The following is a 14711-nucleotide window of genomic DNA, read 5'->3' as shown; positions in this document are numbered from 1 at the left end:
GGTGTCGAAGCGCGCCTGGCCTCGCTGTGCGCGGAAGCTGTGGAAGCCATCCAGTCCGGTCACAACATCATGATCGTGACCGACCGCAAGATGGACCGCAACAACATTGCGATCCCAGCGTTGCTGGCCCTGTCGGCCATCCACCATCACCTGGTTCGCAAGGGCCTGCGCACCTCGACCGGTCTGGTTGTGGAAACCGGTACCGCCCGTGAAGTGCATCACTTCGCCGTGCTGGCTGGTTATGGCGCCGAAGCCGTTCACCCCTATGTGGCGATGGAAACCCTGGCCGGCATGGCCAAGGACCTGCCCGGCGATCTGTCCGCCGAGAAGGCCATCTACAACTACATCAAGGCCATCGGCAAGGGTCTCTCGAAGATCATGTCGAAGATGGGTATCAGCACGTACATGTCGTACTGCGGCGCTCAGATCTTCGAGGCCATCGGTCTGAACAAGGAACTGATCGACAAGTACTTCCGTGGCACCCCCACGCAAGTCGGCGGCATTGGTGTGTTCGAAGTGGCTGAAGAAGCCATCCGCAACCACAAGGCTGCGTTCGGCAACGACCCCGTGCTGGCCAACGCGCTGGACGCTGGCGGTGAATACGCCTGGCGTACCCGCGGTGAAGAGCACATGTGGACGCCTGACGCGATTGCCAAGCTGCAGCACTCCACCCGTGCCGGCAAGTTCGACACGTACAAGGAGTACGCCCAGATCATCAATGATCAGAGCAAGCGTCACCTGACCCTGCGCGGCCTGTTCGAGTTCAAGATCGACCCGGCCAAGGCCATTCCTGTCGAGGAAGTCGAACCCGCAGCAGAAATCGTCAAGCGTTTCGCCACGGGCGCCATGTCGCTGGGCTCCATCTCGACCGAAGCCCACTCGACCCTGGCGCTGGCCATGAACCGCATCGGCGGCAAGTCCAACACCGGTGAAGGTGGTGAAGACGAGCGCCGTTACCGCGACGAGCTCAAGGGCATCAAGATCAAGGCCGGCACCAAGGTTTCCGACATCGTGGGTGCTTCGCGCATCGAAGCCGACTACGAGATGAAGGAAGGCGACAGCCTGCGCTCCAAGATCAAGCAGGTGGCATCCGGCCGCTTCGGTGTGACCACCGAGTACCTGGTGTCTGCTGATCAGATTCAGATCAAGATGGCGCAGGGCGCGAAGCCCGGTGAGGGCGGTCAGTTGCCAGGTGGCAAGGTGTCCGAGTACATCGGTAAGCTGCGTCACTCCGTGCCGGGCGTGGGTCTGATTTCGCCACCTCCTCACCACGACATCTACTCGATCGAAGACTTGGCTCAGCTGATTCACGATCTGAAGAACGTCAACCCCAAGGCTGACATCTCCGTCAAGCTGGTGTCCGAAGTGGGCGTGGGTACCGTGGCAGCCGGTGTGGCCAAGGCCAAGGCCGACCACATCGTGATCGCCGGTCACGACGGTGGTACCGGTGCATCGCCCTGGTCCTCCATCAAGCACTGCGGCACCCCATGGGAACTGGGTCTGGCTGAAACGCAGCAAACCCTGGTGCTGAACCGCCTGCGCGGCCGTGTGCGCGTGCAGACCGACGGTCAGATCAAGACCGGCCGTGACGTGGTCATCGGCGGCTTGCTGGGCGCTGACGAATTCGGCTTCGCGACCGCACCGCTGGTCGTCGAGGGCTGCATCATGATGCGCAAGTGCCACCTGAACACCTGCCCGGTGGGCGTGGCCACGCAAGACCCCGTCTTGCGTCAGAAGTTCTCCGGCAAGCCTGAGCATGTCGTGAACTACTTCTTCTTCGTCGCCGAAGAAGCACGTCAGATCATGGCTCAGTTGGGTATCCGCAAGTTCGACGAGCTGATCGGCCGTGCTGACCTGCTGGACATGAAGAAGGGCATCGAGCACTGGAAGGCTCAAGGTCTGGACTTCTCCAAGGTCTTTGCACTGCCTCCCGTGCCCGCCGAGATCCCACGTCTGCACGTCGACACCCAAGACCACGGTCTGGACAAGGCGCTGGACGTTCGCCTGATCGAGAAGGCCAAGCCTGCCATCGAGCGTGGCGAAGCCGTCAAGTTCATGGAAGTGGCCAAGAACGTGAACCGCACTGTCGGCGCCATGCTTTCGGGCGAGTTGATCAAGCACCATCCCGATGGTCTGCCTGACGACACCGTGTTCATCCAGATGGAAGGCACGGGCGGTCAATCGTTCGGCGCCTTCCTGGCCAAGGGCATCACGATGTACCTGATCGGTGAAGCCAACGACTACACCGGTAAGGGTCTGTCGGGTGGCCGCGTGGTCGTGCGCCCGAGCATCGACTTCCGTGGCAACGCTTCCGAGAACATCATCGTCGGTAACACCGTGCTGTACGGCGCCACCAGCGGTGAAGCCTTCTTCCGCGGTGTCGGTGGCGAGCGTTTCGGCGTGCGTCTGTCCGGTGCCACCGCTGTGGTGGAAGGGACTGGCGACCACGGTTGCGAATACATGACCGGTGGTACCGTCGTCGTGTTGGGCAAGACGGGTCGTAACTTCGCTGCCGGTATGTCCGGTGGTGTGGCTTACGTCTTCGACGAAGATGGTCAGTTCGCCAGCCGCGTCAACACGGCTCAGGTGTCGTTGGATAAGGTGCTGTCGGCTGCTGAGCAAGCAGAAGCCGGTATCCCGATGCACAAGGGCCAGCCTGACGAAGCCCTGCTGAAGAAGCTGGTTGAAGATCACCACCGCTGGACCGGTTCGCTGCGTGCTCGCGAGATCCTGGACAACTGGTCGACAGCTGTCACCAAGTTCGTCAAGGTGTTCCCGAACGAGTACCGTCGTGCCCTGACCGAAATGGGCGCCAAGCAAGAAGCCACGGCTGCTGTTGCCAAGGCCAAGTCCGCCACGAAGGCCAAGGCCTGATCAGCGCGTTAGGAGTTTGAAATGGGAAAAGTCACTGGCTTTCTGGAATTTGAGCGCCTGGAAGAGGGCTACGAGCCTGTCGAAAAGCGCCTGAAGAACTACAAAGAGTTCGTCATTGGTCTGACGCCTGAGCAGGCGAAGCAGCAAGGCGCGCGCTGCATGGATTGCGGCACGCCTTTCTGCAACAACGGCTGCCCGGTCAACAACATCATTCCCGACTTCAATGACCTGGTGTATCGCCAGGACTGGAAGTCGGCGATTGAAGTGCTGCACAGCACCAATAACTTCCCCGACTTCACTGGTCGTGTGTGCCCGGCACCTTGCGAAGCCGCTTGCGTGCTGAACATCAACAGCGATGCCATCGGCATCAAGTCGATCGAGCACGCCATCATTGACCGCGCCTGGGCCGAAGGTTGGATCAAGCCGCAGCCTGCCGCTGTCAAGACCGGTAAGAAGGTCGCTGTCGTGGGCTCCGGCCCTGCCGGCATGGCCGCTGCGCAGCAACTGGCCCGCGCCGGTCACGATGTGACCGTGTTCGAGAAGAACGACACCGTCGGCGGTCTGCTGCGCTTCGGTATCCCTGACTTCAAGTTTGACAAGTCGCACATCGACAAACGCGTCAAGCAAATGGAAGCCGAAGGCGTGGTCTTCAAGACCAACACCATCGTGGGCGAGATGCCCAAGGGTTCCAAGGTCACGAACTGGGCCAAGGACACCGTGTCGCCTGAGCAACTGAAGAAGGACTTCGACGCGGTCATCCTGGCCGGCGGTTCCGAGCAGTCGCGTGATCTGCCCGTGCCCGGTCGCGACCTGGCCGGCATCCACTTCGCGATGGAGTTCCTGCCTCAGCAGAACCGCGTGAACGCCGGCGGCAAGGTCAAGGATCAAATCCGTGCCGATGGCAAGGACGTGATCGTGATCGGTGGTGGTGACACCGGCTCCGACTGCGTGGGTACCTCGAACCGTCATGGCGCCAAGAGCGTCACGCAGTTCGAACTGATGCCCATGCCGCCCGAGCAGGAGAACAAGGAGCTGACCTGGCCCTACTGGCCGATCAAGCTGCGTACCTCGTCCAGCCACGACGAAGGTTGCACCCGCGAGTTTGCGATTGCCACCAAGGAATTCTTTGGCGAAAACGGCAAGGTCACTGGCCTGAAGACCGTGCACGTCGAGTTCAAGGACGGCAAGTTCGTCGAAATCGCCGGTACCGAGAAGACCTACAAGGCCGATCTGGTGTTGTTGGCCATGGGTTTCGTGAACCCCGTTGCCACGATGCTGGAAGGCTTTGGCGTTGAGAAGGATGCCCGTGGCAATGCCAAGGCTTCGACCGACGTCGGCGGCTACAAGACCAGCGCCGAAGGCGTGTTTGCGGCAGGCGACGTCCGTCGTGGTCAGTCTCTGGTGGTGTGGGCCATCCGCGAAGGCCGTCAGGCCGCTCGTGAAGTCGATGCTTTCCTGATGGGCTCGACCTCACTGCCACGCTGATCCACCTGTTGGCGTCAAGCGTCAAGGCCACCTGAAAGGGTGGCCTTTTCGTTTCCGGCTGACGGCTTTCATCGATTACTGTTGGGCGCTTGGCGTCAACCTAAGCCCTTATAGAAGAGACAGGGCATCTTTGCGGTTGCGCTGCGGGGGTTGGTAGCTTCCCCTATCATTACGGACCGGCGAGATCTGTTCGCCGGTCATTCTTTGATCGCATGACGAATTCCTCATCCACCGAGCATGTCGGCTCTGCCAGTCCGATTGAATCGCCGCTCGTCGAGTTGCGCGGCGTGACCTGCGGCTATGGCGATCGTGTCATTCTCGAGAACATCAGCCTGACGGTACCCAGAGGCAAGATCGTGGCGCTCATGGGAACGTCCGGTGGTGGGAAGACGACGGTCCTGCGCCTCATTGGTCGCCAATTGACACCGATGTCGGGGCAAGTTCTGTTGGGTGGTCAGGACCTGGCCAGCTTGGATGGCAAGGCCTTGATGTCGGTGCGTCGCCGTATGGGCATGCTGTTCCAGTTCGGCGCCTTGTTCACGGATCTGACCGTTTTTGAGAACGTGGCCTTCCCTCTGCGGGAGCACACCAAGTTGCCCGAATCCATCATTCGAGACTTGGTCTTGATGAAGTTGAATGCGGTGGGTTTGCGCGGTGCAAGAGATCTGTTGCCTAGCCAGATTTCAGGTGGCATGTCTCGCCGAGTCGCGTTGGCGCGTGCCATGGCCCTGGACCCCGAGTTGATGCTGTACGACGAACCGTTTGCTGGGCTGGATCCCATCTCCATGGGCATTTCTGCCCGCTTGATTCGCGAGTTGAACGACACGATGGGTTTGACGAGCGTGATCGTTTCTCACGATGTAGATGAGACCTTCCTCATTGCAGACCACATCGTGTTGCTGGCAAACGGTCGCATCGTGGCGCAGGGGACCCCGGACGAGATGCGCGCCAGCGCAGACCCGCTGGTACAGCAATTCGTGCAGGCTGCGCCTGACGGGCCGGTTCGCTTTCACTATCCTGCGATGGATGCTGGTCAAGATTTCGGGGTGCGCGGATGATCAAGTGGTTGCAACCCAGTCACGTCGGGCGTGCGGTTCGTTTGAAGGTGACCGACATCGGTTACAGCACCCGACTGTTTTTCAAGCTGTTTTGGATGTTGGGGCAGACACTGCGTCGCCCGCGACTGCTGACCGAACAGCTGTTTTTCCTTGGCAACTATTCGCTGGCCATCATCGCGGTGTCCGGCGCATTCGTGGGATTCGTGTTGGGTTTGCAGGGGTATTACATCCTGCAGCGCTATGGCTCCAGCGAGGCGTTGGGGTTGATGGTGGCCCTGTCCCTGTGCCGCGAATTGGGGCCGGTCGTGGCGGCCTTGTTGTTCGCCGGGCGAGCTGGCACCGCGTTGACGGCCGGGATCGGTTTGATGAAGGCGGGTGAGCAGCTGTCCGCCATGGAAATGATGGGGGTGGACCCCATCAAACGGGTGTTGGCGCCACGCTTCTGGGGTGGTGTGATTGCCATGCCGCTGTTGGCCGCGGTGTTCTCTGCCGTGGGGGTGCTGGGGGGCTGGGTCGTCGGCGTCATGATGATTGGCGTGGACGACGGTGCCTTCTGGTCTCAGATGCAGAACGGCGTGGAAGTGTGGGCGGATGTCGGCAACGGCATGCTCAAGAGCTTTGTCTTTGGCCTGACGGTGACCTTTGTGGCGCTGTTGCAGGGCTATGAGTGCGAGCCGACACCGGAAGGTGTTTCCTTGGCCACGACACGTACCGTGGTGATGGCATCCCTGGCCGTGCTGGGGCTGGATTTTGTATTGACGGCCATGATGTTCTCGATTTGATCGAGCTGGGTCGCAAGGACGAACGATATGCAGAAATCAAAACATGATGTGTGGGTCGGCTTGTTTGTGCTGTTGGGCGCAGCGGCCATTTTGTTTTTGGCGCTCAAGGCAGGCAATTTGCTCACGCTGTCTTTTGAGCCCGGCTACGACGTGGTGGCACGGTTCGACAACATTGGTGGGCTGAAACCCAAAGCTGCGGTCAAGAGTGCTGGTGTGGTGGTGGGTCGCGTGAAGACCATCAACTTTGACACCAAGACTTTCCAGGCACAGGTCGAAATCACCCTGAACAAGGGCGTGGCCTTCCCCAAAGACAGTTCGGCCAAGATCCTGACGGCTGGTTTGCTGGGCGAGCAGTACATCGGGCTTGAGCCTGGATATGGCGAAACCAATCTGGTCGCGGGTGACACGATCAAAAGCACGCAGTCGGCCATCGTTTTGGAGAACCTGATCGGACAGTTCCTGTATAGCAAGGCTTCCGAGGGGGCGTCCAAGGAGGGCGCTAAATGAGGCGTGCGCTACCCGCTGTGCTGGCGCTCTTGCTGATGCAGGGGTGTGCAACGCAGCACCCGCAAGATCCGCTGGAGTCGTGGAATCGCAAGGTGTTTTCGTTCAACGAGACACTGGACGCCAATGTGCTAAAGCCGGTGGCGCAGGGCTACGCCAAAGTCACGCCCGAGCCGGTGCGCAAGGGTGTCAGCAATTTCTTTGGCAACATTGATGACGTGTGGACCTCGGCCAACCTGTTTTTGCAGGGGCGATTCAAAGACGGTGCTCAAAGTGTCATCCGTGTTTCGGTGAACACCACGTTGGGTTTGGGGGGCTTCATTGACATGGCATCGGCCATGCAGATGCCTCGCTTCAACGAAGACATCGGTCAGACGCTCGGGGTGTGGGGCATGCCTTCTGGTCCGTACATTGTGTGGCCTGTGTTGGGGTCTTCCACGTTGCGGGATACAGCCAACATCGTCGGCAATACGTATTTCTCAGCCACCACACTGGGAGACGGTCCTCGCACGGATAACCAGATCCGCCTGTTGCAAGTGGTCAATGTGCGTGCGAAATACCTGTCTGCCGGCGAGTTGCTGGATGACGTGGCGCTCGATAAGTATTCGTTTGTGCGTGATGCGTACCTGCAGCGTCGTCGCAATCTGATTTACAACGGCAACCCTCCCGAAGAGGCTCAACCAGAGGATGAGCCTCGCTACGATGAGCCAGAGGACGCCGCAGAGTCGGCGCAGCCGGCTGCATCTGGTGCTTCGGCACCTGCTAACTGAAGACAAGTCATCTGCCTGTGTCTACCCGATCGCCATCTGATGCGTTAGTGGAAGACAGGCAGATCAAAGAAAGGATCACCGTGTTGCTTAACCGTTCGTTCTCCGCTCGTGTGTTGTTGGTGGCCATGTCGTTGGCTGGCTTGGCGAGTGTTGGGGCGCAAGCTCAAACAGCTCCTGCGACCGCAGTGGCGCCCGCCGCTGCCGTGGTCATGACGGGTGAAGCGTTTATCAAGAGCATCACGACGGAAGTGTTTGCTTCGGTCAAAGGCGACAAAGCCATTCAAAGTGGCGATCTCAGCAAGCTGAACGCGCTGGTTGACGCGAAGATCATGCCGAATGTCAATTTCGTGCGGATGACCGCCTCTGCGGTAGGCCCGGGCTGGCGTCAGGCTACGCCAGATCAGCGCAAGCGTTTGCAAGCTGAGTTCAAGACCTTGCTGGTCCACACGTACTCTGGAGCTGCCGCTCAGATCAAGGATCAGGCCATCGAGTACAAGCCCTCACGCAACCGCCCGGAAGACAGCGAAGTCATCGTGCGCACCTTGGTGAAGGGGCAGGGCGAGCCCATCCAGCTCGATTACCGCCTGGAGAAGACACCGACCGGTTGGAAGGTGTACGACGTGAACGTCATGGGCGCTTGGTTGGTGCAGACCTATCAAAGCAGCTTTGCACAAGAGGTCAATGCAACCGGCATTGACGGCTTGATCAACAAGCTGGTGGAACGCAACAAGCAGCTCGCAGCCAAGAAGGCGAACTGATCATGTTGATGTTGCCTGCCGTCATCACCCACGCCGAGGTTCCGCATGTCCTCAGCCTGTTTCGGCAAACGCTGGAGCAGGCTGCCACCAAGGGCGGGACCGAGGCCGCAATGCTGACGGTGGACGGCTCCTCGCTGAGCCAGTTTGATTCAAGCGCTTTGGCTGTGTTGCTGGAGTGCCAGCGCATGGCGCGCGCCAAAGGGCGCGCATTTGCGGTGCAGTCGCTCCCAGCGCGACTGACTGAATTGGCCAGACTGTATGGCGTGGATGCGCTGTTGCAGTCGGCCTGATCAATACTCTTCTGCCCACGCGTAGCCGTCTCGCCCGATCAGGGCGCTGGCGGCGGCCGGGCCCCAACTGCCGGCGGCATAGGTGCGCAGTCCACTGCTGTCTTTCGACCAGCTGTGCAAAATGGGTTCTACCCAACGCCAGGCTTGTTCCTGCTCATCCGAGCGCACAAACAGGTTCAGACGGCCTGCCAGCGCATCCAGCAGCATGCGTTCGTAGGCGCCCACGCGTTCGGTAGGGAAGGCCTTGTCAAAGTCCAGATCCAGCGAGACGGGTGACAGTACCTCTTGTCCTGATCCCAGCGTGTGGACCGATCCTTTGGCGGCCAACAGGTGCAATTCCAGGCCATCGTCGGGTTGCAGCTTGATGACCAGTTTGTTCGGGGATTGGGCGCCGGGGAAAATGGAGTGCGGGGTCGGGCGGAAGTTCACCACGATCTCGGCATGCCGGTGTGCCAGGCGCTTGCCGGTGCGCAGGTAAAACGGCACACCCGCCCAGCGCCAGTTCTGGATTTCACACCGCAGGGCCACGAACGTCTCGGTGCTGCTGTCAGCGGGGACTTTGGCTTCGTCGAGGTAGCCGGGCACGGCTTGGCCCTCGATGGCGCCTGCGCGGTATTGTCCTCGGATGACATCTCGGGTCACGGAGGACTCGTCAAACGGCTTGAGTGAGCGCAGGACCTTGAGTTTCTCGTCGCGGATGGCATCGGCATGCGCGCTGGACGGGGGCTCCATGGCCACCATGGTCAGCAATTGCAGGGCGTGGTTTTGCACCATGTCGCGCAGGGCGCCGGTGCGGTCGTAAAAATCACCGCGTGTGCCCACGCCCAGGCTTTCGGCCAGCGTGATCTGGATGTTGGCAATGCTCTCGCGGCGCCACAGTGGCTCGAACAGCACGTTGCCAAATCGCAAGGCCATGAGGTTCTGGACCGACGGCTTGCCCAGATAGTGGTCGATGCGCAGCGCCTGCCGTTCGGTGAACACCGCCGACACAGCCCGGTTGATGGCTTGCGCGGAGGCCAGATCGTGCCCCAGCGGCTTTTCGAGCACCACGCGCACGCCTGGGTGATTGAGGCCCACCTTACCCAGTTGCTCGCAGATCACGGGAAAAAGATGGGGGCTGGTGGCCAGGTACATCACCACCGTGTCGGCACACCGGCAAGCCAGCCAATCACGCAATGCCGCGTAATCTGCCGGCTGCGACAGGTCCATCCGCAGGTAATGCACCATGGCGGCGAACTGCGCAAATTCGTCGTCGGTGGGGCGCTTGGCGGGCTCGGCTGCGGCCAGGCGCTCTTTGAGCCACTCCCGGTAGCTGTCGTGGTTGCGCTCATCTCGGGCCACTGCCAGGATGCGGCCACCAGCGGGCAGTTTGCCGTGACGCCACGCCTGAAACAGTGCGGGCATGAGTTTGCGCCAGGTGAGGTCACCGGTGCCACCGAAGAAGACGAGATCGAAGGACATGAGACGCCGCAGTCAGGGGGAAAGATGCGGGGGATTCGCACCCGTCCCTCAGATTGTCATGAAAATGGATTCAGAATGTCATCCACGATAAAACAGATTCAAGGCGAGGGGTGGACTGCGATCCCTTGTTGTCGATTCCATGACGTCTCAACTCGATCAGCTCAAGGCCCACACGGTGGTGGTGGCCGATACCGGTGACTTCAAACAACTGGCGCAGTTCGCGCCACGGGATGCCACCACGAATCCGTCGCTGATTCTCAAGGCCGTCCAGAAGCCAGAATATGCTCCCCTGCTGGCCGAGGTGGTGAAGGCCCATGCCGGTGATGCGTTGGACAGCATTGTGGACAAGGTGCTGGTGCGCTTTGGCCTCGAAATCCTGAAAGTGGTGCCGGGTCGCGTGTCGACCGAGGTCGATGCCCGGTTGAGCTTTGATACGGCAGCGACGGTTGCACGTGCACGTCGCATCATGGGTCTGTATGAGGCGGCGGGCGTCAGCCGTGACCGCGTGCTGATCAAGATTGCGGCGACGTGGGAAGGCATTCAGGCGGCCCGCATGTTGGAAGCTGAAGGCATCCATTGCAACCTGACCCTGTTGTTCGCGTTCGCGCAGGCGCGTGCCTGCGGGGATGCTGGCGTGCAGTTGATTTCTCCGTTTGTGGGGCGCATCTACGACTGGTACAAAAAGTCGGCGGGTGCCGCATGGGACGAAGCCGCCCAGGCTGGCCTCAACGATCCAGGGGTCCAGTCGGTGTCGCGCATTCATGGGTATTACAAGCAGCACGGCATCCGCACCGAAGTGATGGGCGCCAGCTTCCGCAATGTGGGCCAGATTCTCGCGTTAGCAGGGTGCGATTTGCTGACCATCAGCCCGGATTTGTTGGCCCAGTTGCAGACGACGCAAGGTGAGGTGCCTTGCCAACTGGTGGCGCCTGCCAATGTGGTGGCGCCGGAACCCTCCTTGTCGGAAGCCGCTTTCCGCTATGCCCTCAATGAGGATGCCATGGCCACAGAAAAGCTGGCGGAAGGGATCCGTCTGTTTGCAGCCGATGCGGTCAAGCTGGATGCCTTGATCGAGGCACAACGCTGAAATTGGGTAAGGTGCATGTTGATTCCGCGTTGCGATGAAACCGTCGCTTGGGGCGCACTGGCCGGGCATTACGAAGCCCATGGGCGCGACCTTGACTTGCGCACCTTGTTTGCAGAGCATCCAGACCGGGTTCGCAGCCTGACGTTGCAGGCGCCAGAGGTCACGGTGGACATGTCCCGTGCCCATTGGGATGTGGCCACCCGGCGCCATTTGCTGGATCTGGCTCGGGAATGCCGACTGGCTGAGCGCCGCGATGCCATGCTCCAAGGTGCGCTGGTCAATCGGACGGAAGACCGGGCTGCGTTGCATACGGCGTTGCGTGCGCCACGAGGCAAAGGGGCGCACAGCGAACTGGTTCACGATGTCCTGGACCGCATGTTGGCGTTTGCCGATGCGGTACGCGCGCGTGCTGGGGGCGATCAACCCGGCGACATTCATGATGTGGTGAACATCGGGATCGGCGGCTCGGATCTGGGACCCCAGATGGTGATCCCTGCGCTGGATGCTTTCACGCACACCAAGTTGCGGTTCCACTTCGTGTCCAACGTTGATGGCTCGGACTTGTGTGAGGTGCTCCGTAAGGTGAAGCCTCAACACACCCTGTTCGTCGTGGCATCCAAGACGTTCACGACGCAAGAGACCATGACGAATGCGCGTCTGGCGCGTCAGTGGTTCCTGGATCAGGGCGGGCAGCACATCGAGCGTCACTTTGTGGCGACCACCACCAATGTGGCGCTGGCAGATCAGTTCGGGATTCAAACCACCTTTGGCTTCTGGGACTGGGTCGGCGGACGCTTCTCCTTGTGGTCGGCCATTGGCTTGCCTGTGGCCGTGGCGCTGGGCAGTGAGCACTTCCGTGCGCTGCTGGCCGGGGCGCATGCGATGGATGAGCATTTCTTCCAGGCTCCTCCCGAGCAGAACGTGCCGATGTGGCTGGGACTGCTGGACGTCTGGTATCGCAACTTCAAGGGCTATACCAGCCGGTGCGTGGCGCCCTATGCCCATAACCTGCGCCGACTGCCTGCTTACTTGCAGCAATTGGTCATGGAGAGCAACGGCAAGGGCGTGGACCAGGACGGGCGTGTGCTGCCTTATGCCACGGCCGAAGTGCTGTGGGGTGAGCCTGGCACCAATGGTCAGCATGCGTTCTTCCAGATGCTGCATCAGGGATCCGACGTGATTCCGCTGGAGTTCATCCTGGTCAAGAAGCTGCCCCGCCGGGAGGATGGGCACGTGTCCCAGACCATGGCGGAGATGCTGGAAACGCAGCACCGCATGCTGTTGGCCAATGGGCTGGCGCAGGCTCAGGCGCTCATGTGGGGCAAGACGATGGAGCAGGCCTTGCAGGAAAGGCCGCCCACGGCCTCCAAAGAGTTGCCTCCGGAGGTGATGGCTCGCCACCGCACGTTCTCAGGTAATCGCCCCAGCCTCACCATGGTGCTGGAGGCTTTGACACCCCGCTCGCTGGGTGCCTTGATTGCACTGTACGAACACCGCGTGCTGGTCAGCGGCGCAGTCTGGGGCATCAACTCGTTTGACCAGTGGGGTGTGGAGTTGGGCAAGGCCATGTGCAATGACCTGTTGCCGCGGCTGGAGTCGGGGGATGCCAACGGGCTGGATGCCGCCACGGCCGCCATGATCGCGCGCTTGCGTTGAGTGGGCGCCCTAAATGGAAACCGCGCCTCGGTTTCCCGGGCGCGGTCTGTATGGCGCGACAGCGATGATGTGCTCTTGATCAGCTGAAAGCCAGGTTGTCGGCGCTTTCGCTCAGGGCCTTGCGCATCTTTTTCATCGCAGCCACTTCGATCTGGCGGATGCGTTCGGCGCTGACGCCATATTCGGCAGCCAGTTCATGCAGGGTCATGCCGCCCGAACCGTCGTCGTTGACCTTGAGCCAGCGCTCTTCGACGATGCGACGGCTGCGGTCGTCCAGCTGTGACAGTGCCAAGGTGATGCCATCGCTCGCCAGCCAGTCACGACGGTGTGACTCGATCACCCGGGTGGGTTCGTTCACATCGTCGGCCAGATAAGCCAAGGGGGCCACGCTGTGGCTGTCGCCGTCGTCGTCGGCCGGGGCTTCCAGCGCCACATCGCCACCCGCCAAGCGGGTTTCCATCTCGATGACATCTTCCGGTCGCACATCCAACTCAGCGGCGACCCGGTGAATTTCGGCCTCAGACAGACCCGCACGACCGACTTGGGCATCGTCGGCTTCACCCTTGAACTGGTGCTTGAGCGAACGCAGATTGAAGAACAGCTTGCGCTGCGCCTTGGTGGTGGCCACTTTGACCATGCGCCAATTCTTCAGGATGTATTCGTGGATCTCGGCCTTGATCCAGTGCATGGCGTAGCTCACCAGTCGCACGCCTTGATCCGGGTCGAAGCGCTTGACGGCCTTCATCAAGCCGACGTTGCCTTCCTGGATCAGGTCGCCTTGTGGCAGCCCGTAGCCCATGTACTGGCGGGAAATGGACACGACCAGTCGCAGGTGCGACAGCACCAGCTTGGAGGCGGCTTGCAGGTCTTGTTGATCGCGCAAGCGACGCGCTAGACGCTGCTCCTCTTCGGCCTCCAGCATGGGGATGGCTTGGACAGAGCGGATGTACGCGTCCAGATTGCCCAGTGAGGGCGCCACACTCCAGGGGTCGCGGGTTGTCAGAGCAGTCGTCAGGGTCATGAATGGTTCCTTTCAGGGATCCTTCTTGTCCAATGTTAGCACTCCCGCTTTGAGAGTGCTAATCCCTAAAAGTTCCCGGATTTATTGGCAAGGCCCAGTGCATGGCCTTTCGCCGGTCGAGGCGCACTTTGGCGATGGATGACCCAAGAACTTGTGATGATCAAGTGTTGTCACAATTGGTGTGTGGGCTGTCAAACTCGTGACACATGGCAGCGACAACATCGCCTTCCCTGATGTGAGTGGTCGTGTTGTGCCGTTGTTGTCCCTTTTGTCCCCGTCGCCGTGCCGGAATTGGATGCTGATCCTGAGGGGGCAGTATTGGCGCGTGCTCGTGGCTTGCAGCGTCGGACTTTCGATCGCTTTGCTGGCGCTGGTGTGGGGGTTCACGTGGCAGCGCTTGGCCTCGGAGCAGGCCATCAAGCGTCACAGTGCCAGCATTCAGCAACAAAACGTCTGCGCGATCATTGCCGAAAACCTGGAGCAGGTTTTGGGACGTGGACGTTTGATGTCCATCGTTGCCGAAGGGTGGTTCAACGGACTGGAGTCGGAGGCGCGCAATCAACTCGTGGCCATGCAGGCATCAGACAGGCTGTTTTTGCATGTCGCGCTGTACGACAAGGCGATGCAGCGTGTTTACAGTTCAGCCCCTTTTGCCGACCGGCCAAGTCTGCAGGAGGCCGTGGCCGAAGTGGTGGCGGACGGTCGTTCCCGCGGCATCCACCAAGTGAGGCTGGCGCCTCGACTGACGGAAGCCGAGCAGGCTTGGCAGGTGCCATTGCTGATGCCCGTCTCGGGTGCGGACGGGCAGGTGCGAGGGGCCATCTTGCTGGTGCTCGATCTGGGCTATTTCCTGCAGCTGTATCAGCATGTGGATCTGGGTCACACAGGTGCGCTCCAGGTTTTGCGGGCGGATGGCGAGGTGGTGGCGGAGGCGCGGCAGGCTGGCCTGCTGGTGCAGGATGGTG

Annotated in this window: 13 protein-coding genes; 11 read left to right on the top strand and 2 right to left on the bottom strand. The window is 60.6% G+C overall.

The genetic code is table 11. The features are described 5' to 3' along the window. The 8 genes from ACMV18_RS03640 to ACMV18_RS03605 all read left to right on the top strand — a co-directional run. The coding region (locus tag ACMV18_RS03640; RefSeq protein ID WP_420816713.1) for a glutamate synthase-related protein at nucleotides 1–2874 on the top strand (2874 nt) is incomplete at its 5' end. Between the two features lie 21 nt (nucleotides 2875–2895). Beyond that, complete coding sequence (locus ACMV18_RS03635; protein ID WP_420816712.1) at nucleotides 2896–4359, top strand: glutamate synthase subunit beta; 1464 nt, start codon at nucleotides 2896–2898, stop codon at nucleotides 4357–4359. Nucleotides 4360–4571: 212 nt separating this feature from the next. Beyond that, nucleotides 4572–5417: an ABC transporter ATP-binding protein gene (locus ACMV18_RS03630; protein ID WP_420816711.1), complete on the top strand. Its 846-nt coding sequence runs from the start codon at nucleotides 4572–4574 to the stop codon at nucleotides 5415–5417. Beyond that, a complete protein-coding gene (gene mlaE, locus ACMV18_RS03625; RefSeq protein ID WP_420816710.1) occupies nucleotides 5414–6199 on the top strand; it encodes a lipid asymmetry maintenance ABC transporter permease subunit MlaE in 786 nt (261 codons plus the stop codon). Before ACMV18_RS03630 ends, mlaE begins: the two co-directional genes overlap by 4 nt. 27 nt (nucleotides 6200–6226) lie before the next feature. Next, nucleotides 6227–6706 carry an outer membrane lipid asymmetry maintenance protein MlaD gene (gene mlaD, locus ACMV18_RS03620; RefSeq protein ID WP_374255470.1) on the top strand — a complete coding sequence of 160 codons (480 nt, stop codon included), beginning with the start codon at nucleotides 6227–6229 and terminating at the stop codon, nucleotides 6704–6706. Further along, nucleotides 6703–7473 carry a VacJ family lipoprotein gene (locus tag ACMV18_RS03615; protein ID WP_420816709.1) on the top strand — a complete coding sequence of 257 codons (771 nt, stop codon included), beginning with the start codon at nucleotides 6703–6705 and terminating at the stop codon, nucleotides 7471–7473. Before mlaD ends, ACMV18_RS03615 begins: the two co-directional genes overlap by 4 nt. An 83-nt stretch (nucleotides 7474–7556) precedes the next feature. Beyond that, entirely contained in the window at nucleotides 7557–8231 is a 675-nt protein-coding gene (locus ACMV18_RS03610) for an MlaC/ttg2D family ABC transporter substrate-binding protein (RefSeq protein WP_420816714.1), read from the top strand. A gap of 2 nt (nucleotides 8232–8233) precedes the next feature. After that, a complete protein-coding gene (locus ACMV18_RS03605) occupies nucleotides 8234–8521 on the top strand; it encodes an STAS domain-containing protein (protein WP_420816708.1) in 288 nt (95 codons plus the stop codon). Here the strand turns inward: ACMV18_RS03605 and zwf are convergent, their stop codons facing one another. Next, on the bottom strand, nucleotides 8522–9982 hold the full coding sequence (zwf, locus tag ACMV18_RS03600) for a glucose-6-phosphate dehydrogenase (protein WP_374255465.1): 1461 nt from the start codon (nucleotides 9980–9982) through the stop codon (nucleotides 8522–8524). 139 nt (nucleotides 9983–10121) lie between these two features. Between zwf and tal the strand changes: the two genes are divergently transcribed. After that, nucleotides 10122–11069 (top strand): transaldolase, encoded by a 948-nt coding sequence (tal, locus tag ACMV18_RS03595; protein WP_420816707.1) that lies wholly within the window; start codon nucleotides 10122–10124, stop codon nucleotides 11067–11069. 15 nt (nucleotides 11070–11084) lie between these two features. Further along, a complete protein-coding gene (gene pgi, locus ACMV18_RS03590; protein ID WP_420816706.1) occupies nucleotides 11085–12725 on the top strand; it encodes a glucose-6-phosphate isomerase in 1641 nt (546 codons plus the stop codon). 79 nt (nucleotides 12726–12804) lie between these two features. Here the strand turns inward: pgi and rpoH are convergent, their stop codons facing one another. Continuing rightward, nucleotides 12805–13746, bottom strand: a complete 942-nt coding sequence (rpoH, locus tag ACMV18_RS03585; protein ID WP_420816705.1) for an RNA polymerase sigma factor RpoH — start codon at nucleotides 13744–13746, stop codon at nucleotides 12805–12807. A gap of 295 nt (nucleotides 13747–14041) precedes the next feature. Between rpoH and ACMV18_RS03580 the strand changes: the two genes are divergently transcribed. Further along, nucleotides 14042–14711, top strand: a 670-nt coding sequence (locus ACMV18_RS03580) for a cache domain-containing protein (RefSeq protein WP_420816704.1), incomplete at its 3' end; no start/stop codon positions are given.

The sequence above is a fragment of the Aquabacterium sp. genome (assembly GCF_048860245.1).
In the GTDB taxonomy this organism is placed as follows: Bacteria; Pseudomonadota; Gammaproteobacteria; order Burkholderiales; family Burkholderiaceae_C; genus Aquabacterium.
Note: the sequence above shows the minus strand (reverse complement) of the source record. Positions and strands in the feature narration are given on the sequence as shown.